General features: G+C 64.2%; 19 protein-coding genes. 11 read left to right on the forward strand and 8 right to left on the reverse strand.

The features are described from left to right. Nucleotides 1-6: 6 nt before the first annotated feature. The 3 genes from mlaD to ACXHGZ_RS16955 are packed head-to-tail and all read right to left on the reverse strand — an operon-like array spanning nucleotide 7 to nucleotide 2,098. On the reverse strand, nucleotides 7-492 hold the full coding sequence (gene mlaD / locus ACXHGZ_RS16945) for an outer membrane lipid asymmetry maintenance protein MlaD (RefSeq protein WP_084854533.1): 486 nt from the start codon (nucleotides 490-492) through the stop codon (nucleotides 7-9). Beyond that, nucleotides 492-1,289 carry a lipid asymmetry maintenance ABC transporter permease subunit MlaE gene (mlaE, locus tag ACXHGZ_RS16950; RefSeq protein ID WP_084854534.1) on the reverse strand — a complete coding sequence of 266 codons (798 nt, stop codon included), beginning with the start codon at nucleotides 1,287-1,289 and terminating at the stop codon, nucleotides 492-494. The genes mlaD and mlaE overlap by 1 nt, the downstream gene beginning before the upstream one ends. Beyond that, on the reverse strand, nucleotides 1,289-2,098 hold the full coding sequence (locus ACXHGZ_RS16955; protein WP_480460663.1) for an ATP-binding cassette domain-containing protein: 810 nt from the start codon (nucleotides 2,096-2,098) through the stop codon (nucleotides 1,289-1,291). The genes mlaE and ACXHGZ_RS16955 overlap by 1 nt, the downstream gene beginning before the upstream one ends. Before the next feature lie 232 nt (nucleotides 2,099-2,330). On the opposite strand from ACXHGZ_RS16955, the gene ACXHGZ_RS16960 reads away from it, so the two are divergent. The 10 genes from ACXHGZ_RS16960 to ACXHGZ_RS17005 all read left to right on the forward strand — a co-directional run bounded on the left by ACXHGZ_RS16960 (nucleotide 2,331) and on the right by ACXHGZ_RS17005 (nucleotide 9,328). Further along, a complete protein-coding gene (locus ACXHGZ_RS16960; RefSeq protein ID WP_084854536.1) occupies nucleotides 2,331-3,308 on the forward strand; it encodes a KpsF/GutQ family sugar-phosphate isomerase in 978 nt (325 codons plus the stop codon). Nucleotides 3,309-3,322: 14 nt separating this feature from the next. Further along, nucleotides 3,323-3,847, forward strand: a complete 525-nt coding sequence (locus ACXHGZ_RS16965) for a KdsC family phosphatase (RefSeq protein ID WP_084854596.1) — start codon at nucleotides 3,323-3,325, stop codon at nucleotides 3,845-3,847. 8 nt (nucleotides 3,848-3,855) lie between these two features. Next, entirely contained in the window at nucleotides 3,856-4,428 is a 573-nt protein-coding gene (lptC, locus tag ACXHGZ_RS16970; RefSeq protein ID WP_084854537.1) for an LPS export ABC transporter periplasmic protein LptC, read from the forward strand. Continuing rightward, on the forward strand, nucleotides 4,415-4,939 hold the full coding sequence (gene lptA, locus ACXHGZ_RS16975; RefSeq protein ID WP_084854538.1) for a lipopolysaccharide transport periplasmic protein LptA: 525 nt from the start codon (nucleotides 4,415-4,417) through the stop codon (nucleotides 4,937-4,939). The genes lptC and lptA overlap by 14 nt, the downstream gene beginning before the upstream one ends. Next, the gene (gene lptB, locus ACXHGZ_RS16980) at nucleotides 4,940-5,665 is read left to right on the forward strand and encodes an LPS export ABC transporter ATP-binding protein (protein ID WP_084854539.1); all 726 of its coding nucleotides are present in this window, start codon (nucleotides 4,940-4,942) and stop codon (nucleotides 5,663-5,665) included. A 156-nt stretch (nucleotides 5,666-5,821) separates the two neighbouring features. Next, a complete protein-coding gene (locus ACXHGZ_RS16985) occupies nucleotides 5,822-7,315 on the forward strand; it encodes an RNA polymerase factor sigma-54 (protein WP_480460664.1) in 1,494 nt (497 codons plus the stop codon). Between the two features lie 77 nt (nucleotides 7,316-7,392). Then, complete coding sequence (hpf, locus tag ACXHGZ_RS16990; RefSeq protein ID WP_043213265.1) at nucleotides 7,393-7,701, forward strand: ribosome hibernation-promoting factor, HPF/YfiA family; 309 nt, start codon at nucleotides 7,393-7,395, stop codon at nucleotides 7,699-7,701. Between the two features lie 12 nt (nucleotides 7,702-7,713). Then, entirely contained in the window at nucleotides 7,714-8,178 is a 465-nt protein-coding gene (gene ptsN / locus ACXHGZ_RS16995) for a PTS IIA-like nitrogen regulatory protein PtsN (RefSeq protein ID WP_084854541.1), read from the forward strand. Between the two features lies 1 nt (nucleotide 8,179). Beyond that, entirely contained in the window at nucleotides 8,180-9,034 is an 855-nt protein-coding gene (gene rapZ / locus ACXHGZ_RS17000; RefSeq protein ID WP_084854542.1) for an RNase adapter RapZ, read from the forward strand. 21 nt (nucleotides 9,035-9,055) lie between these two features. After that, a complete protein-coding gene (locus tag ACXHGZ_RS17005) occupies nucleotides 9,056-9,328 on the forward strand; it encodes an HPr family phosphocarrier protein (RefSeq protein WP_084854543.1) in 273 nt (90 codons plus the stop codon). Nucleotides 9,329-9,392: 64 nt separating this feature from the next. Here the strand turns inward: ACXHGZ_RS17005 and pmbA are convergent, their stop codons facing one another. Then, nucleotides 9,393-10,739, reverse strand: coding sequence for a metalloprotease PmbA (pmbA, locus tag ACXHGZ_RS17010; protein WP_084854544.1), 1,347 nt, complete (start codon nucleotides 10,737-10,739; stop codon nucleotides 9,393-9,395). A gap of 109 nt (nucleotides 10,740-10,848) precedes the next feature. Between pmbA and yjgA the strand changes: the two genes are divergently transcribed. Beyond that, nucleotides 10,849-11,370, forward strand: a complete 522-nt coding sequence (gene yjgA, locus ACXHGZ_RS17015) for a ribosome biogenesis factor YjgA (protein WP_084854545.1) — start codon at nucleotides 10,849-10,851, stop codon at nucleotides 11,368-11,370. A 108-nt stretch (nucleotides 11,371-11,478) separates the two neighbouring features. Here the strand turns inward: yjgA and tldD are convergent, their stop codons facing one another. The 4 genes from tldD to rng all read right to left on the reverse strand — a co-directional run bounded on the left by tldD (nucleotide 11,479) and on the right by rng (nucleotide 19,118). Then, nucleotides 11,479-12,918, reverse strand: a complete 1,440-nt coding sequence (tldD, locus tag ACXHGZ_RS17020; RefSeq protein ID WP_480460665.1) for a metalloprotease TldD — start codon at nucleotides 12,916-12,918, stop codon at nucleotides 11,479-11,481. Nucleotides 12,919-12,920: 2 nt separating this feature from the next. Further along, nucleotides 12,921-13,772 carry a carbon-nitrogen hydrolase family protein gene (locus ACXHGZ_RS17025; RefSeq protein ID WP_480460666.1) on the reverse strand — a complete coding sequence of 284 codons (852 nt, stop codon included), beginning with the start codon at nucleotides 13,770-13,772 and terminating at the stop codon, nucleotides 12,921-12,923. Beyond that, the gene (locus tag ACXHGZ_RS17030; protein WP_480460667.1) at nucleotides 13,769-17,578 is read right to left on the reverse strand and encodes a YhdP family protein; all 3,810 of its coding nucleotides are present in this window, start codon (nucleotides 17,576-17,578) and stop codon (nucleotides 13,769-13,771) included. The genes ACXHGZ_RS17025 and ACXHGZ_RS17030 overlap by 4 nt, the downstream gene beginning before the upstream one ends. 82 nt (nucleotides 17,579-17,660) lie before the next feature. After that, the gene (gene rng, locus ACXHGZ_RS17035; protein ID WP_084854549.1) at nucleotides 17,661-19,118 is read right to left on the reverse strand and encodes a ribonuclease G; all 1,458 of its coding nucleotides are present in this window, start codon (nucleotides 19,116-19,118) and stop codon (nucleotides 17,661-17,663) included. Between the last annotated feature and the right edge of the window lie 9 nt (nucleotides 19,119-19,127).

The raw sequence follows: 19,127 nt of genomic DNA on the forward strand, positions 1-19,127 counted from the left end.
AACTCCTTAATTAGCGGGTTGGGCTTCTTTCGGTTCCTTGCCCACGGTATTGAGCAGGAACTTGCCAATCAGATCTTCCAGCACCAGCGCCGACTGGGTGTCATGGATGGTGGAACCATCCTTGAGCACGTCCTCTTCACCGCCCACGCTGATACCGATGTACTTCTCGCCGAGCAGCCCTGCGGTCAGGATCGAGGCAGTGGAGTCGGTCGGCAGGTTGTCGACGTTCTTGTCCAACTGCAAGGTCACCCGACCGGTATAGGAGTCACGGTCCAGATCGATGGCCGTGACCTTGCCGATGGTCACACCGGCCATGGTCACTTTAGCTCTGACCGTCAAACCGGCGATATTGTCGAAGTACGCATAAACTTTGTATGTGTCGCTGCTCGGGCTGGCGGACAGCCCGCTGACGCGCAGGGCCAGCAGCAGCAACGCCAGGATCCCGGCCAGGAGGAACAGGCCGACACCGATTTCCAGGGTGCGGTTTTGCATCAGAAATCTCCAAACATCAAGGCGGTCAGAATAAAGTCCAGACCCAGGACTGCCAACGAGGCGTAGACCACGGTCTTGGTGGTGGCACGGCTGATCCCTTCTGAGGTGGGCTCGCAGTCATACCCCTGGAATACGGCGATCCAGGTCACGACGAAGGCGAACACCAGGCTCTTGACCAGCCCGTTGAGCACGTCGTCGGTAAAGGAAACACTGTTCTGCATGTTGGCCCAGAACGAGCCTTCGTAGACCCCCAGCCAGTCCACCGCCACCCAGGACCCGCCCCAGATACCGACCACGCTGAAGATCAGCGCCAGCAGCGGCAGCGAGATGAACCCGGCCCACAGGCGCGGGGCGACGATGTACTTGAGCGGGTCGACGCCGATCATCTCCAGGCTCGAGAGCTGCTCGGTGGACTTCATGTTGCCGATCTCGGCGGTCAACGCCGAACCTGCACGGCCGGCGAACAGCAAGGCGGTGACCACCGGCCCCAGCTCGCGCAGCAGGGTCAGGGCGATCATCTGCCCCACGGCCTGCTCGGAGCCGTACTTGGTGAGGATGCTGTAGCCCTGCAGCGACAACACCATGCCGATGAAGATGCCGGAGACGACGATGATCGCCAGCGACAGCACCCCCACCGCATAGAGCTGCTTGACCAACAGCTGGAAGCTGCCGCCGATGCCGCCACGCCCACCCAGGGCATGGACCAGGAACAGGCAGGAGCGGCCGAGCACGGCCAGGACATCGATGGCCGCGCGGCCAAACAGACGGATACGTTCGAGTACGGATTTTCTGCGCATCACCGCGCTCCCAGCAGGTCGGCGCGATAGTCAGGCGCAGGGAAGTGGAAAGGCACCGGGCCGTCCGGGTCGCCCTTCATGAACTGGCGGATGCGCGGGTTGTCCGAGCCCATCAGCTCGTCCGGCGTGCCCTGCCCAAGCACCTGGCCATCCCCCACCACATAGATATAGTCGGCGATGCTCGCGGTCTCGGCCAGGTCGTGGGACACCACGATGCTGGTGATGCCCAGGGCATCGTTGAGCAAGCGGATCAGGCGCACGAGCACGCCCATGGCGATCGGGTCCTGGCCGACGAACGGTTCGTCGTACATGAGAATCTGCGGGTCCAGCGCGATGGCGCGGGCCAACGCCACGCGGCGCTTCATGCCGCCGGAGAGTTCGTCCGGCATCAGGTCGATGGCCCCGCGCAGGCCCACGGCCTGCAGCTTCATCAGGACGATGTCGCGGATCATCTCGTCCGACAGCTGGGTATGGACCCGCAGTGGAAAGGCGACGTTCTCGAACACATCGAGATCGGTGAACAGGGCGCCGCTCTGGAACAGCACGCCCATCTGCTTGCGCGCATCGAACAGGTCGCCCCGGGACAGGCTCGGCAGGTTCTGCCCGGCCACCCAGACCTCTCCGCTCGACGGGCGCAACTGTGCCCCCATCAGGCGCAGCAGTGTGGTCTTGCCGCACCCGGAAGGCCCCATGATGCCAGTGACCTTGCCACGGGGGATGCGTATGTCCACATTGCTGAAAATGCTGCGCGAACCGCGCTTGAAGGTGACACCCTTCAACTCGACCGCGTAGGCGCTATCCACACTCATCTAGACTCCTTGCGATGCAGCCTCGTCTCAATGGACGCCTGCCCTCTTCGTGAAGGCACACGCGCCAGCGGCGGGCCGAATAGCGGCGAACTATAGCACCGCTGCAACGCGCGCCCCAAGGCCATCACGCAGGCTGTTCAGGTCAACGACAGCCAGTACGACAATCGATGGATGAGCCTTTCGCACATTGCAGCTATAATCGGCGCCTTTTTATCAGACATTGCTTTTCGACATGAGCCAATCCAGCGAGCTGATCCAATCCGCCCAGCGCACCCTGCGCCTGGAACTCGAAGCCGTAGAGGGCCTGCTGCCGCGCATTGACGACAACTTCGTCAAGGCCTGCGAGCTGATCCTGGCCAGCACGGGCCGGGTCGTCGTGCTCGGCATGGGCAAGTCGGGCCACATCGGCAACAAGATCGCCGCGACCCTGGCCAGCACCGGCACGCCAGCCTTCTTCGTGCACCCGGCCGAAGCCAGCCACGGCGACATGGGCATGATCACCCGCGATGACGTCATCCTGGCCCTGTCCAACTCCGGCAGCACCGCAGAGATCGTCACCCTGTTGCCGCTGATCAAGCGCCTGGGCATCCAGATGATCAGCCTCACCGGCAACCCCGACTCGCCCCTGGCCCAGGCCGCCGAGGTCAACCTCGACGCCAGCGTCGCCCAGGAGGCCTGCCCGCTGAACCTGGCGCCCACGTCGTCCACCACCGCGGCCCTGGTCCTGGGCGACGCCCTGGCCATCGCATTGCTCGAGGCGCGCGGCTTCACCGCCGAGGACTTCGCCTTCTCCCACCCGGGCGGCGCCCTGGGCCGTCGCCTGCTGCTGAAGGTGGAAAACGTCATGCACACCGGCGAAGCGCTGCCCATCGTGCAGCGTGGCACCCTGCTCAAGGACGCCCTGGTGGAGATGTCACGCAAGAGCCTGGTCGGCATGACCGTGGTGCTGGAGGCCGACGGCCGCCTGGCCGGGGTGTTCACCGACGGCGACCTGCGCCGCGCCCTGGAGCGCAACATCGATGTGCACAAAACCATCATCGACCAGGTGATGACCGTGCACGGCAAGACCGCCCGTGCCGAGATGCTCGCCGCCGAGGCCCTGCGCATCATGGAAGACAACAAGATCAACGCACTGGTGGTGGTCGACCAGAACGACCGCCCGACCGGCGCCCTGAACATGCACGACCTGCTGCGCGCAGGCGTGATGTGATGGAGGACAACACGATGAACCCGGATCTGCTGCAACGCGGCAAGGCCATCAAGCTGGCGGTCTTCGACGTCGACGGCGTACTCACCGACGGGCGCCTGTACTTCCTCGAGGACGGCAGCGAGTTCAAGACCTTCAACACCCTCGACGGCCACGGCATCAAGATGCTCATGGCCTCGGGCGTGACCACCGCGATCATCAGCGGGCGCAAGACCCCGGTGGTCGAACGCCGGGCGCGCAACCTCGGCATCCCGCACCTGTTCCAGGGCCGCGAGGACAAACTTGTGGTGCTCGACGGCCTGCTGGCCGAACTGGGCCTAAGCTATGAACAGGTCGCCTACCTGGGCGACGACCTGCCCGACCTGCCGGTGATCCGCCGCGTGGGCCTGGGCATGGCAGTGGCCAGCGCCGCACCGTTCGTTCGCCAGCATGCCCATGGCGTTACCCAGGCGCGCGGCGGCGAAGGCGCAGCTCGCGAATTCTGTGAATTGATCATGCAGGCCCAGGGCAACCTGGACGCTGCCAACGCCAACTACCTCTAAGGCCGCACATGTTCAGCAAGAAAGCCCGAAATATCGTGCTGCTCGGTGCGATCGCCGCACTGCTGGTGGCGGTCGGCTACTGGAACATCAGCCCCGAGAGCTTCCTCGACAAGCCCGTGGCCCAGGTCGACGAAAGCGCCATCGACTACTACGCGATCAACGCCCACAGCGTGCAGTTCATGCCAGACGGCAAGATGCAGTACGAGATGACCGCCGACAAGGTCGAGCACCTCAAGGCCAGCGAAGTCTCCCTGCTGACCAAGCCCGACCTGCACCTGTACCGCGGTACGCAGTACCCGTGGCACGTGCAGAGCGAGCGCGCCGAGGTCAACCCGGACGGCACCGAGGTCGAGCTCATCGAGAAGGTCCGCGTGGCCCGTACCGATGAAAAGCAGCGCGAAATGATCGTCACCACGTCCCGCATGACCGTGTTCCCGCAGAAGCAATATGCGCAGACCGAGCAAGCCGTTAGAATCGACGGCGCCGGTGGGACCACTACGGGCAAAGGAATGAAAGCGTATTTGAAAGACGGCAGGATGGACCTGCTGTCCAACGTAAGAGGACAGTATGAGGCTCGTTAAAACCCTCCCCTTTTTGCTCAGCCTGAGCGCGGCACTGGGAAGCGCGAGCGCCTTGGCCCTGCCCAACGATCGTGACCAGCCTATCCGCATCCAGGCCGACAACGCTCACCTGGACGACAAGCAAGGCGTAGCCACCTATACCGGCGACGTGATCATCACCCAGGGCTCGATGATGATCAAAGGCAACACCGTGACCATCACCCGCGCCGCCTCCGGCGATATCGACGTGGTCACCTCGGTGGGCAACCTGGCGTACTTCGAGCAGCAGCAGAGCGCCGCCAAGCCCGACAAGATGAAAGGCTGGGCCGTGACCATCCAGTACCAGGCGCAAAAGGACATGGTGATCCTCACCGACCGCGCCAAGGTCGAGAACGAAGGCAACACTACCGAAGGCGAGAAGATCGTCTACAACACCAAGACCCAGGTGGCTACCGCCGGTCGCGGTGGCAATGTGACTTCACCCCGTCAGCGCATCGACATGGTGATTCAGCCGAAGAAGAAGGCCGAGTAAATGGCAACCCTCAAAGCCCAGCACCTGGCCAAGAGCTATAAGGGCCGCCAGGTCGTCCGCGACGTCAGCCTGTCGATCGACAGCGGCCAGATCGTCGGCTTGCTCGGCCCCAACGGCGCCGGCAAGACCACCTGCTTCTACATGATCGTCGGCCTGGTCCGCGCCGACCAGGGCCGCGTGCTGATCGACAACCTGGACGTCAGCCACCAGCCCATGCACGGCCGCGCCCGCGCTGGCATCGGCTACCTGCCCCAGGAAGCGTCGATTTTCCGCAAACTGTCGGTGGCCGACAACATCATGGCCATCCTCGAGACCCGCAAGGACCTCGACCGCGACGGCCGCCGCAAGGAGCTGGAAAGCCTGCTGCAGGAGTTCCACATCAGCCACATCCGTGACAACCTCGGCATGAGCCTCTCCGGTGGCGAACGCCGCCGCGTCGAGATCGCACGGGCATTGGCCACCGCGCCGAAGTTCATCCTGCTGGACGAACCCTTCGCCGGTGTCGACCCGATTTCCGTGGGCGATATCAAGCAGATCATCCATCATCTCAAGGCCAAGGGCATCGGTGTGCTGATCACCGACCACAACGTCCGCGAGACGCTCGATATCTGCGAGACTGCCTACATCGTCAACGATGGACAACTGATCGCCGAAGGCGATGCCGAGACCATCCTGGCCAATGACCTGGTCAAGGAGGTCTACCTGGGCCACGAGTTCCGACTCTGAGCCCGGAGTCTGCCTGGGGCACTGCCGCAAAAGTTGCAGTGCTCTAGGCAAACGCTACAATTTCAGGCATATAACTTGCTTAAAATTGGCGCCCCGGCGCCCTACGTGTAGTGGATGGCGCATGCGCGCCGGCGAACAAGGTATTAAGCCCCAGCCATGAAACCATCGCTCGTCCTAAAAATGGGCCAGCAACTGACGATGACACCGCAGTTGCAACAGGCCATCCGTCTGCTCCAGCTCTCCACCCTGGACCTTCAACAGGAAATTCAGGAAGCGCTGGAGTCCAATCCGATGCTCGAACGTCAGGAAGACGGCGACGACTTCGACAACAGCGACCCCATGGCCGACAACGCCGAGAGCAAGCCGGTCGCCGAAGCCCAGGACAACAGCTTCCAGGAAAGCACGGCCAGCGCCGAAACCCTGGAAGAAGGCGAATGGAACGAACGCATCCCCAACGAACTGCCCGTCGACACGGCCTGGGAAGACATCTACCAGACCAGCGCCAGCAGCCTGCCGGCCAGCGATGACGACGAGTGGGACTTCACCACCCGCACCTCCACCGGCGAGAGCCTGCAAAGCCACCTGCTGTGGCAGTTGAACCTGGCACCGATGTCCGACACCGACCGGCTCATCGCCGTGACCCTGATCGACAGCATCAACGGCCAGGGCTACCTGGAGGACAGCCTCGAGGAAATCTGCGCAGGCTTCGACCCGGAGCTGGATATCGAGCTGGATGAAGTGGAAGCCGTACTGCACCGCATCCAGCAGTTCGAGCCTGCCGGCATCGGCGCCCGCAACCTCGGCGAATGCCTGCTGCTGCAGCTGCGCCAGCTGCCGGCCGACACCCCATGGATGGCCGAAGCCCAGCGCCTGGTCAGCGACTTCATCGACCTGCTCGGCAGCCGCGACTACAGCCAGCTGATGCGCCGCATGAAGCTCAAGGAAGATGAACTGCGCCAGGTCATCGAGCTGGTACAGAGCCTCAACCCACGCCCGGGCTCGCAGATCGAGTCCAGCGAGCCGGAATACGTGGTACCCGACGTCATCGTGCGCAAGGACAACGACCGCTGGCTGGTGGAGCTCAACCAGGAAGCGATCCCGCGCCTGCGGGTCAACCCGCAGTACGCAGGTTTCGTCCGCCGCGCCGACACCAGCGCCGACAACACCTTCATGCGCAACCAGTTGCAGGAGGCACGCTGGTTCATCAAGAGCCTGCAGAGCCGCAACGAGACGCTGATGAAGGTCGCCACCCAGATCGTCGAGCACCAACGCGGCTTCCTCGACCAGGGCGACGAAGCGATGAAGCCATTGGTGCTGCACGACATCGCCGAGGCGGTGGGCATGCACGAATCGACCATTTCCCGGGTCACCACGCAGAAATACATGCATACCCCGCGTGGTATCTATGAATTGAAATACTTTTTCTCGAGCCATGTGAGCACCGCCGAAGGCGGTGAATGCTCGTCTACGGCGATCCGCGCGATCATCAAGAAACTGGTTGCGGCGGAAAATCAGAAAAAGCCATTGAGTGACAGCAAGATCGCTGGTTTACTGGAGGCACAAGGCATCCAGGTAGCCCGTCGCACCGTCGCCAAGTACCGCGAGTCCCTCGGCATCGCACCGTCGAGCGAGCGCAAGCGACTGATGTAGCCCCTGGCTGTGCCATAGCGTTTCAGTGGCAGGTGCAATACCTGCCCTTTATGCACGGGCAACAAAGGAGAAGCTGTATGCAAGTCAACATCAGTGGACAGCATGTAGAAGTCACCCAACCACTGCGTGAGTACGTACTCGAGAAGCTCGCCCGGGTGGAAGGACATTTCGACAAGATCACCAACGTCACGGTGATCATGAAAGTCGAGAAACTGCAGCAGAAGGTCGAGGCCACGCTCCAGATTCCCGGCGGAGAAGTGGTTGCCAACGCCGAACACCAAGACATGTATGCAGCGATCGACGCCCTGGCTGACAAGCTCGACCGCCAACTGAAAAAACACAAGGAAAAACAGCAAAGCCTGCTGCAAGGTGCAGCCGCCCGCTGATCCCTCTCATCCATGATCCGACTTGAAACCATCCTGACCCCCGGCCGTTCCCTCGTGAACGTGCCGGGCGGCAGTAAGAAGCGCGCCCTGGAAAAGGTCGCCAACCTGATCGCCGAGCAAATTCCCGAACTGGAGATGCAAGACGTCTTCGAAAAGCTGGTTGCCCGCGAGAAACTGGGCTCCACCGGCTTCGGCAATGGCATCGCCATCCCCCACTGCCGGCTCGAAGGCTGCACGGCGCCCGTCAGCGCCCTGCTGCACCTGGATGCTCCCATCGACTACGACGCCATCGATGGCGCGCCCGTGGACCTGCTGTTCGTCCTGCTGGTACCCGAGGCGGCCACCGATGCCCACCTTGAACTGCTGCGCCAGATCGCCAGCATGCTCGATCGCAAGGAGGTTCGCGATCGCCTGCGTGCCGCCGACAGCAGCGAGGCCCTGTACCAGGTAGTCCTGGACGCACAGAACGAGCACTAACATGCGCCTGATCATCGTCAGCGGCCGGTCCGGCTCCGGCAAAAGTACCGCCCTCGATGTCCTGGAAGACAACGGCTATTACTGCATCGACAACCTGCCCGCCGGGTTGTTGCCGCAACTGGCCGAAAACGCACTGATCAATACCGAGCTGTTGCAACCGAAGGTGGCCGTCTCCATCGACGCGCGCAACCTGCCCAGCCACCTGACCCGCTTTCCCGACCTGCTCGAAGAGGCCCGAAGCCGGCATATCCAATGTGATGTGTTGTACCTGGACGCCGACGAGGAGACGCTGCTCAAGCGCTTCTCCGAGACCCGCCGGCGCCACCCGCTGACCAACGCCAATCGCTCCCTGGCAGAGGCGATCCGCGTCGAAAGCGAGCTGCTCGGCCCGATTTCCGACCTGGCCGACCTGAAGATCGACACCACCAACCTGAACCTCTATCAGCTGAGGGACTCGATCAAGCTGCGCCTGCTCAACCAGCCCGAGCCCGGCACCGCGTTCCTGGTCGAGTCCTTCGGTTTCAAGCGCGGCATGCCCGTGGACGCCGACCTGGTGTTCGACGTACGCTGCCTGCCCAACCCGTACTGGAAGCCGGAGTTGCGCGAGCATTCCGGGCTGGACCAGCCGGTGATCGACTACCTGGCCGCCCAGCCGGATGTCGAGGAGATGTTCCAGGATATCTCCAGTTACCTGCTCAAATGGCTGCCCCGCTTCGCCGCCAGCAACCGCGCGTATGTCACCATCGCCATCGGCTGCACCGGCGGGCACCATCGTTCCGTGTACCTGACCGAGCGCTTGGGCCAGTTGCTGCAACAATCCCTGAAAAACGTCCAGGTTCGCCACCGCGACCTCTAGCCCAAGGATATCCGCCCCACGATGCCCGCCCGCGAAATCACCATCATCAACAAGCTTGGCCTGCATGCCCGGGCGGCGGCCAAGTTCGTCGGCGTGGCCGGCCGCTTCCCCTGCCAGGTCAGGGTCGGGCGCGCGCCGGACAAGCTGGTGGATGGCAAAAGCATCATGGCAGTGATGATGCTCGCCGCAGGCAAAGGTACCCAGGTGCACCTGATGACCGAGGGCGAGCAGGACACCGAGGCCATGGATGCCCTAGTCGAATTGATCAACAACTACTTCGACGAAGGCGAGTAGCTCCAGCCAGCCAAACAACCGGGGCCGCAAAGCGGCCCCGGTTTTTCCAGCAATGCGGCAAGTATCAACTCCCCGCCACAGTCATCCGTTCGATCAGCACCGAGCCACTGTGGATGTTGCTGCGGGTTTCGATATCGCTGCCGATGGCCACGATCTGCTGGAACATGTCTTTCATGTTGCCGGCGATGGTGACTTCCTGGACCGGGAACTGGATTTCACCGTTCTCTACCCAGAAGCCCGCCGCACCGCGGGAATAGTCGCCGGTCACCATGTTCAGGCCATGTCCCATCAATTCGGTTACCAGCAAACCGCGCCCCATGCGACGGATCAAGGCTGCCTGGTCCTCCACCCCGTGGGTGACGAAGAGGTTATGCACACCGCCAGCATTGGCGGTGCTCGGCAGGCCCAGCTTGCGCCCCGAATAGGTACCCAGCAAATAGGAAACCAGCTCGCCCTTGTCGACGAATGGCTTGGCATACGTAGCCAGGCCATCGCCATCGAAAGCGGCACTGCCCAACGCGCGCGGCAGGTGTGGGCGCTCGTCGAGGGTCAGCCAGGTGGGGAACAGACGCTGGCCGATGGCACCATCGAGGAACGATGACTTACGGTACAGGTTGCCGCCGGAGATCGCCGACAGGAAGCTGCCGAACAGGCCACCGGCCAGTTCGGCAGAGAACAGCACCGGCACTTCGCAGGTAGGCACCGGGCGCGCGCCCAGGCGGCTGGCTGCGCGCTGTGCGGCCCGCTGGCCGATGCTACGCGGGTCGGCCAGCAGGTTGCCCTGGCGATTGACGTCGTACCAGTAGTCGCGCTGCATCTGCCCTTCGCCTTCGGCGATCATCACGCAACTCAAGCTATGGCGCGTGGAGGCGTAGCTGCCGATGAAGCCATGGCTGTTGCCATAGACCCGGCAGCCTTGGTGAGTGTTCAGGGTGGTGCCGTCGGCATTGAGGATGCGCGGGTCGGCATCGAACGCCGCTGCCTCGCAGGCCAATGCCATCTCGACGGCTTTTTCCGGCTCCAGGGCCCAGTCATGATAAAGATCGAGGTCCGGGATCTCGCGGGCCATCAACGCCGCGTCGGCCAGGCCTGCACATTCATCCTCGGAGGTATGCTGGGCGATGGCCAGCGCGGCCGCCACGGTCTCGCGAATGGCCTCAGGGCCGCTCGCCGAGGTGCTGGCCGAGCCCTTGCGCTGGCCGACGTAGAGGGTGATGCCGAAGCCTTGGTCGCGGTTGAACTCGACCGTCTCGACCTCACGCTGGCGCACCGTGGTGGACAGGCCCTGCTCCAGCGACACCGCGACCTCGCAGGCGCTGGCACCTTGGCGGCGCGCTTCTGCGATGATCGCCTCGACCTGCTCCTGCAAGGCTGGCAGGTCCTTGGGGCCTACGCTCTGGACTGCACTCATGGTTTTCTCCACTCAAAATTCTGCGTTCGGCTTGGGTCATTGTACGACCGGGCCGGACAAGCGGCCCCCGACTGGTTATCATGGCGGCGATTTCCAGCGGACTGCCACCATGGTTGATTCTTACGACGACGCCTTCGACGGCGAAAAAAGCAAAACCCAGATCAAGCGCGAGCTGCATGCGCTGGTCGAACTCGGCGAGCGCCTCACCACGCTCAAGGCCGAAACCCTGGCGCGCCTGCCCTTGACCGACGAGCTGCGCAAGGCCCTGGCCGAGGCTTCCAAGCACACGGCTCATGGCGCCCGCAAACGCCACATGTCGTTCGTCGGCAAGCTGATGCGAGTACAGGACATCGACGCGATCCACGCCGTGCTCGAACAGATGGACAGCTCGACTCGCCAGTACAACGAGCGCTTCCATAACCTGGAACGTTGGCGCGATCGCCTGATCGATGGCAACGACGACGACCTCGAACGTTTCGTCAACGAGTACCCCGACACCGATCGCCAGCACCTGCGCTCGCTGATCCGCCATGCCCAGCACGAGAAGGCACGGAACAAGCCACCCGCCGCCGCGCGCAAGGTCTTCAAGTACATCCGCGACCTCGACGAACTGCAGCGCGGGCTGCGCTGATCCCTACCGAGGAGCCCTGCCGGGGCGGGCGCGAAGCCGGCGACACGGTGCCGCCTGGCACCGGCTTCGCCGGATACGCCCGCTTCCAGATCGCCCCTCGCGCCGGCATCACGCGCCGGTACCACCCACGGTGATCGCATCGAGCTTCAAGGTCGGCTGACCAACGCCCACCGGCACCGATTGTCCATCCTTCCCGCATGTCCCCACGCCGCTGTCCAAGGCCAGGTCGTTACCGACCATCGACACCCGGCTCATCGCCTCCGGACCGTTGCCGATCAGGGTGGCGCCCTTGACCGGCGCGGTGATCTTGCCGTCTTCGATCAAATACGCCTCGCTGGTGGAGAACACGAACTTGCCGCTGGTGATATCCACCTGGCCACCGCCAAGGTTCGCGCAATAGATGCCCTTTTTCACCGAGGCGATGATTTCCTGCGGGTCGCTCTCACCCGCGCGCATATAGGTGTTGGTCATGCGCGGCATCGGCAGGTGCGCATAGGACTCGCGACGGCCGTTGCCGGTGACCGCCATGCCCATGAGCCGCGCATTGAGCTTGTCCTGCATGTAGCCTTTGAGGATGCCGTTCTCGATCAGGGTGGTGCATTCGGTCGGGGTGCCCTCGTCATCGACGCTCAGGGAACCACGGCGGCCCTCCAGGGTGCCATCGTCGACGATGGTGCACAGCGTGGACGCCACCTGTTCACCGATACGCCCACTGTAGGCCGAACTGCCCTTGCGGTTGAAATCGCCTTCCAGGCCGTGGCCCACTGCTTCGTGCAACAGCACGCCGGACCAGCCTGGCCCCAACACCACGGGCAAGGTACCGGCCGGTGCCGGCTTGGCCTCGAGGTTGACCAACGCCTGGCGCAGGGCCTCGCGGGCGTAGCCCATGACGCGCTCCTCGGTGAAGTAACGGTAGTCGGCGCGCCCGCCACCGCCCTGCCCGCCACGTTCGCGGCGACCGTTCTGTTCGACGATCACGCTGACGTTGAAGCGCACCAGCGGCCGCACGTCGGCCGCCAGGCTGCCATCGACCGCAGCCACCAGGATGCGCTCCCAGACCCCGGCCATGCTCACCGTCACCTGCTGGATACGAGGGTCCAGGGCACGGGTCGCGGCGTCCACACGCTTGAGCAGCTCGACCTTCTCGGCACGGCTGAGCACGTCCAGCGGGTTGTCCTGGGCGTACAGCGCCGTCACCTGCTGGCTGCGGAAAGCCTGCACGCGGCCCTCCTGCCCGGAGCGGGAAATCGAACGGGCGGCACGGGCCGCCGAGGTCAGGGCTTCGAGGTTGATCGCGTTGCTGTAGGCGAAACCGGTCTTTTCACCGGACTGGGCACGCACGCCCACGCCTTGGTCGAGGTTGAAGCTACCCTCCTTGACGATGCCGTCCTCCAGCGCCCAGGTTTCCGAGATCTGGCCCTGGAAATACAGGTCGGCGGCATCGATGCCTGGGCCTGCCAACTCGCCCAGCACAGCCTGCAGGCTGTCCAGGGTCAGTCCGCCCGGGGCCAGGAGCTGTTCGCTGACGGTGGATAACATCTGGCTCATAGTCACTCCGAGGTGTGCGCAGGCCGCAAGGCGTCCTGCGAGAAAAAGCGCCGGTGCTGGGCAACCGGCATTCGCGCCCTGATGGACGCCTGTTCAATGCTGTCGCGCTCGGCCAGCAATACTGCTTCGCCGCGCGCCTGTTCAGCGACGATCCGCCCCCAAGGGTCGACGATCGCCGCATGGCCATGGGTTTCCCGTGGCCCCGGGTGGGTACCGCCCTGGGCGGCGGCGAGCACGTAGCACTGGGTCTCGATGGCGCGCGCACGAATGAGCACCTCCCAATGCGCGGCCCCCGTCACCGCTGTGAAGGCCGATGGTGCGCTGATCAGTTCGGCCCCGGCGGCGCGTAGTGCGCTATACAGCTCAGGGAACCGCAAGTCGTAGCACACCGAAAGCCCGAGGCGCCCCACCGGGGTATCGGCCACCACCACCTGGGCACCATGGGCGTAATCATCGGACTCGCGATAGCGGCCCCGGTTGTCGGCCACGTCCACGTCGAACAGGTGCAGCTTGTCGTAGCGCGCCGCCACTTCACCGTGCTCATCGATCAACAATGAGCAGGCATGGGCCTTCGCGTCAGGCTGACCGACCGGCGGCAGGGGCAAGGTGCCGGCGACAATCCATAACCTGAGGTCGCGGGCGGTACGTTTCAACCATGGCAGGATCGGCCCCTGCCCAAGGGCTTCGGCACGACCGATCGCCGCTGCATCGCGCCGCCCCATGGCGGCGAAATTCTCGGGCAACACCGCCAGCCGGGCACCGCCACTGGCAGCCTGCTCCAGCAGGGCCCTGGCGTGTTGCAGGTTGTCCAGTACATCGTCCTGGCTGACCATCTGGATGACCGCAGACTTCATTGGCGTTTCTCGAAAGGTTTCACAAAGGTGATTCTAGGCTCTTTCCACGGCCCCTCGACGCGGTAGTGCACGCTGGCGAAACGCGACACCCGATCACCGATCAGGCGATCGACCAGGAACAACGCACCACCGACGGCCGGTGCACCGACGATCAGGGCAGCCAGCGGCAGGTTGTTGGTGACCGGCAGGCTGACCTGCAAGTTGGCATCGACGCGGTCGCGGACCAGGTCAAGGGTGCCATCGAGCTCGAAGTTGCTCGACGGCCCGGTGATGGTGATCGGCTCGCGGGTCACGTAGACCCCTTCGCTGGCGACCAGCAGGCCCTTGACCCGGTCATAGGCCAGGCCTTTGTCGAACAGGTCGGAGAAGTCCAGGCGCAGGCGGCGGCCGATGGAGTTGAAATTGAGCAGGCCGAACACCCGCAGTGCCTGGGCCCCGCCCTCCACCTCGACGAACTGGCCGGAACGCAAGGCGGCATCGAGGCTGCCGGAGAAGCGCTTGAGCGCGACCCAGGCCGGCGAACCTGGCCAGCGGCCATCCACGTCCAGGCGGAAGTCGCGGCTGGTAGCGGTGGGCGCAAAGCCCCAGGCCTTGAGCACATCAGCGAGGTTCTTGCCTTCCAGGCGGCCTTTGTACCAACTGCTCGTGCTCCCCGGCTCCCCTTCCCAGCCACCGCTGCCATCGATACGTAGGCCCTTGAGATCTAGATCGACATCATCGAATTTCATGCCGCGCGGGGTAGGCCGCAGCTTGACCGCGAAACTGCCGAACAGGTCATCACCGCGGTACAGCTTGTCGACGGTCAGATCCAGGGCTGGCACCTTGCGTGGGTCGAAGCTGCCCAAGGGGTCCGGTGCATCCTCGGGTTGCTGACCAGCAGGCTCGCCGGGGGGCAGGCGCAGGGTCTGCAACCTGACGACCATGGGCGCGGCCTTGGCATCGGGGATGCGCGCATTACCGATGACTTCGCGGCTGTCCAGGCGCAGGTCCCATGTACCGGCCCCACGCACCAGGCGCACGACAGCCTGGTTCAAGTCCATGTCGAACGCCTTGAGCCGGCCGATGCTCAGGTCCACGCCCTGCAGGCGCTGCCGGGCGTTACCGCCTGGGTCCTGGCCTGCCAAGCGCTCCATCTGTGCTTGCCAGGGCGCCAGGTCCAGGGCTTCCAGGCGCCCACGAACCCGCACGCCCTGGCCCGCCGGAACCTGCGCGCGACCGCTGCCCAGCAGCAACTCGCCTCGCCCCTGGGCAAGGTTCTCGATGGGCGCGGCATAGGCCAGGTGCGCAAGGTCGCCGTAGCTGGCGTCCAGGCGTCGCTCGGGCCCTTGCAGGGTCATGCTGAAGCGGCTGTCCAGGGTATCCTGCGCAGCCTTGGTAAAAGGCGCAGGCAGGTCGATGGCCAGCCCCTTGAGCGAGGAGTTCACGGTCAAGCGGTTGTCGCGGCTTCCCAGGCTCACCTGCAACTGATAGGGCAGCTCGCCCGCAGCCGGCAGGGGCTGATCGAACTTCAACCAATCGGTCAGCGCCTTCAGGGCCACGGTTCCCTTGGCATCGATGCGGGTCTGGATCTGACCGGGCTGGCCTTCGGCGAAGATCTGCGCCGTGACGGGCTTGCCGAATGCCTGGAAGGCGATGCCCTTGCCGCTCAGGCCTTTATCCAGGTCGAAGCTGAAATCACCCTTGAGCCGGCTCAGATCCAGGGTCGGCGGCGCCACCTTCAGGCGCGCGTCGGCCGTGGCGAAATCGACCACGACCTTGGGCCGCTCGCCACGGGCCAGGGGAATGTCGAGCTTGACCTTGCCCGTGAGCGGCCCTTCGCCTTCCCAGCCGGCGAAGATTTCGCCCGTGCCGATGGGCGCTTGCTGCAGGATCTTCAAACCGTCGCCCAGCCGCCCGTCGAAATCGCCGTTCAGGTACAGGTGGCTGTGCTGGCCCTCGTCGACGTGGGGAATGTCGACGCTGACATCGCGTACCTGGGTATCGAGCAACAGACCGCGCCGAGCCTTGATGCGCACACCGCTGTCCTCGATGTAGACATCACCGTCGACCTGCTGCACCTGGGGCCAGCCGGGCTGGAAGTCCAGGGCGGCGTCATGCACCTTGAAGAACAGGCTGATGCTGCGGGCCTCAGGGGCAACACCATGGTTCAGGGAACCCTGGTACTGGAAATAGCCCTCGTCCACGGCGCCCTTGACGATGGCACTGCGCAGCCATTCATCCAGCGCAGGGCTGAGCACCTCGGGCAGGTACTTGGCGGTATAGCGGCCATCGCCCTCGGTCAGGCCCACCCGCAGGTCCATGTAGTCCTCGCGACCTTCCTCGAACAGCAGACGGATGAGGAAGTCGGCGGCGATCTTGCCTTCCTCGCCGAGCACCTTGATATAGGGTGCAACGAGGGTGAAGCCTTCCTTGTCCAGACGCCAGGTAAGCCGTGCGTTGGCTTTCTGGTAGTGCCAAGGTTTGGCGAAGATCGGGTACAGGTGCAGCATGAAGGCGTCGGTGTCCAGGCGCAGCTCACCTTGGCCAAGATCGCCGCTGATGCTGCCGTTGACGTTTCCGGCCGCCGGGGCGTTGTGGTAGGCATCGAAGCCGACCTTCTCCAGGTTGGCAGCGAAGGCCAGGCGCTGGTCGCCTTCGGCCTTGGGGCGGATATCCAGGCGCAGGTTGCGCAGCGAGCCGGTGACCTTGAGCCCATCGACCACGGCCATGAGTTTGTCCGGCAGCGGCGCCAGTGCATCGACCAGAGGCGTCAACGGCGTCAGGTCCAGGCGGTCGGCCTGTACCTGCCAGCGGTCTTGGGTCGGGTCCTGCCTGACCTGAAGGTGGGTCTCCCAGCGGCTGTCGCCCAGGCTCATGGCGAGCGAATCGACCACACCCTCGACCCCTTTCTCGCCCCGCTGGAACCACGCCGACACCGCCAGGTTATCCACGGTGACCGCCTTGCGCCCGGTGTAGGCCCCGCGCAACTGCGGCGCGTTGAGACGTACCACAGCGCGCTGCAGTTGGCCGTTGCGCCAGTCGACCCAGAATTCACCGCCGGCCCGCAGTGTCTCGGCCTGCCATTGCCCAAGCAAGCGCGGAGGCAGCCAGCGGGCCCAGTCGCTTTGCGGCAGGCTCAGATAGGCCTGCACCTGGCCATCGCGCCAGGCCTTGGCAGTGGCACGGCTGCGCAGGTTGACCGCCAGAGGTTGGCCGTCGGGCAAGGTGCCACGCAGGTCCAGGGCCTGACGCGACGGGCCGGCCTCGAGGCCAAGGCTGACATAGGTAAGGGTAAGCGGGTCGCGCTGCCAGGGATGAAGGGTGACCTGGCTGTCGAAGACATCGACCCTGCCCAGCTGCTGCAGGCGCTGCAGGACCTGCGCGGGGTCCAGCGGAGCATCGTCCTGGCGCGGCAAGCCTTCGAGCGCCCAGGCGCCCTGCTCGTCCTCGCGCAGGATCAGTTGCAGCCCGCCGAGCTGGATACGCGCCAGGCGCAGTTCGCGAGCCTTGAGGCTGGCCCACAGGTCGGGGACCACCTTGACTTCATCCAGGCGCAACGCCGCAGCCCCTTCGCCCACCTGCAGGTCACGCACGTGCAACACAGGCGCCAAGCCGCTCCAGCGCCCCTCCAGGGCTCCCACGTGCACCGGCGGGCCCAGCGCCTGCTCGGCCTTGCTCTGGACATCGGCACGGTACTCGGCCACCAGCGGCACCAGTTCCCGACCGAGGCTGACATACAGCGCCACCAGCACCGCCAGCAGGGCGCAGACTCCCAGCCCCCAGCGGGTCAAGGCGCCTAGAACGTGGGTCAGACGTCCCATGGCCATGGCCCTCCAAGTCGTGCCTTAACTATGGCTCGGTGCCGTGGTTTTACCAGTGCCGCCGAACGCAGAAGGGTTTCAGAACGCGTCAGAGCAGCACCACATCGTATTGTTCCTGGGAATACATGGACTCGACCTGGAAGCGAATGGTTCGGCCGATGAATGCCTCGAGCTCAGCCACGTTGCCGGACTCTTCATCCAGCAGGCGGTCGACCACCTTCTGGTTGGCCAGCACCCGATAGCCCTCGGCCTGGTAGGCGCGGGCCTCACGGAGGATTTCACGGAAGATTTCGTAGCACACGGTCTCGGGGGTCTTCAGCTTGCCGCGCCCCTGGCAGGCGATGCACGGCTCGCACAGCACCTGCTCGAGGCTCTCGCGGGTACGCTTGCGAGTCATCTGCACCAACCCAAGCTCGGTGATGCCGATGATGTTGGTCTTGGCATGGTCACGCTCGAGCTGCTTCTCGAGGGTACGCAGGACCTGGCGCTGGTGATCCTCGTCCTCCATGTCGATGAAGTCGATGATGATGATGCCGCCGATGTTGCGCAGGCGCAGTTGCCGGGCGATGGCGGTGGCGGCCTCGAGGTTGGTCTTGAAGATGGTTTCCTCGAGGTTGCGATGGCCGACGAAGGCACCGGTATTGACGTCGATGGTGGTCATCGCCTCGGCCGGGTCGACCACCAGGTAGCCACCGGACTTGAGCGGCACCTTGCGCTCCAGGGCACGCTGGATCTCGTCCTCGACGCCATACAAGTCGAAGATCGGCCGCTCGCCTGGGTAGTGTTCGAGACGGTCGGCGATTTCCGGCATGAGTTCGGCAACGAACTGCGTGGTCTTCTGGAAGGTTTCCCGCGAGTCGATGCGGATCTTCTCGATCTTGGGGTTGACCAGGTCGCGCAGCGTGCGCAGGGCCAGCCCAAGGTCTTCGTAGATCACCAAGGGAGCACCGCAGGTCTTGATCTGGCTGCCGATCTGCTCCCACAGCCTGCGCAGGTAGCGGATGTCCTGCAGGATGTCGTCGGCACGGGCGCCTTCGGCAGCGGTGCGCAGGATGAAGCCGCCGGCGTCCTTGATGTCTTCCTTTTCGACACAATCGCTGACCACCTGCTTGAGCCGCTCGCGCTCGGCCTCGTCCTCGATCTTCAGGGAAATACCCACATGGCTGCTGCGTGGCATGTAGACCAGGTATCGCGACGGGATCGACAGCTGGGTAGTCAGGCGAGCGCCCTTGGTACCGATCGGGTCTTTCGTGACCTGCACCACCAGGGCCTGGCCTTCGTGGACCAGCGCGGTGATGTTTTCCACCGCCGAGCCTTCGCGCTGGGAGATCTCCGATGCATGGATGAACGCAGCACGCTCCAGGCCGATATCGACGAAAGCCGCCTGCATGCCTGGCAGCACGCGCACCACCTTGCCTTTGTAGATATTGCCGACGATGCCCCGGCGCTGGGTGCGCTCGACATGCACCTCCTGCAACACGCCGTTCTCCACCACTGCCACGCGTGATTCCATCGGGGTGATGTTGATCAGGATCTCTTCACTCATGGCAGGCTC

Source organism: Pseudomonas shiyinii (assembly GCF_056725765.1).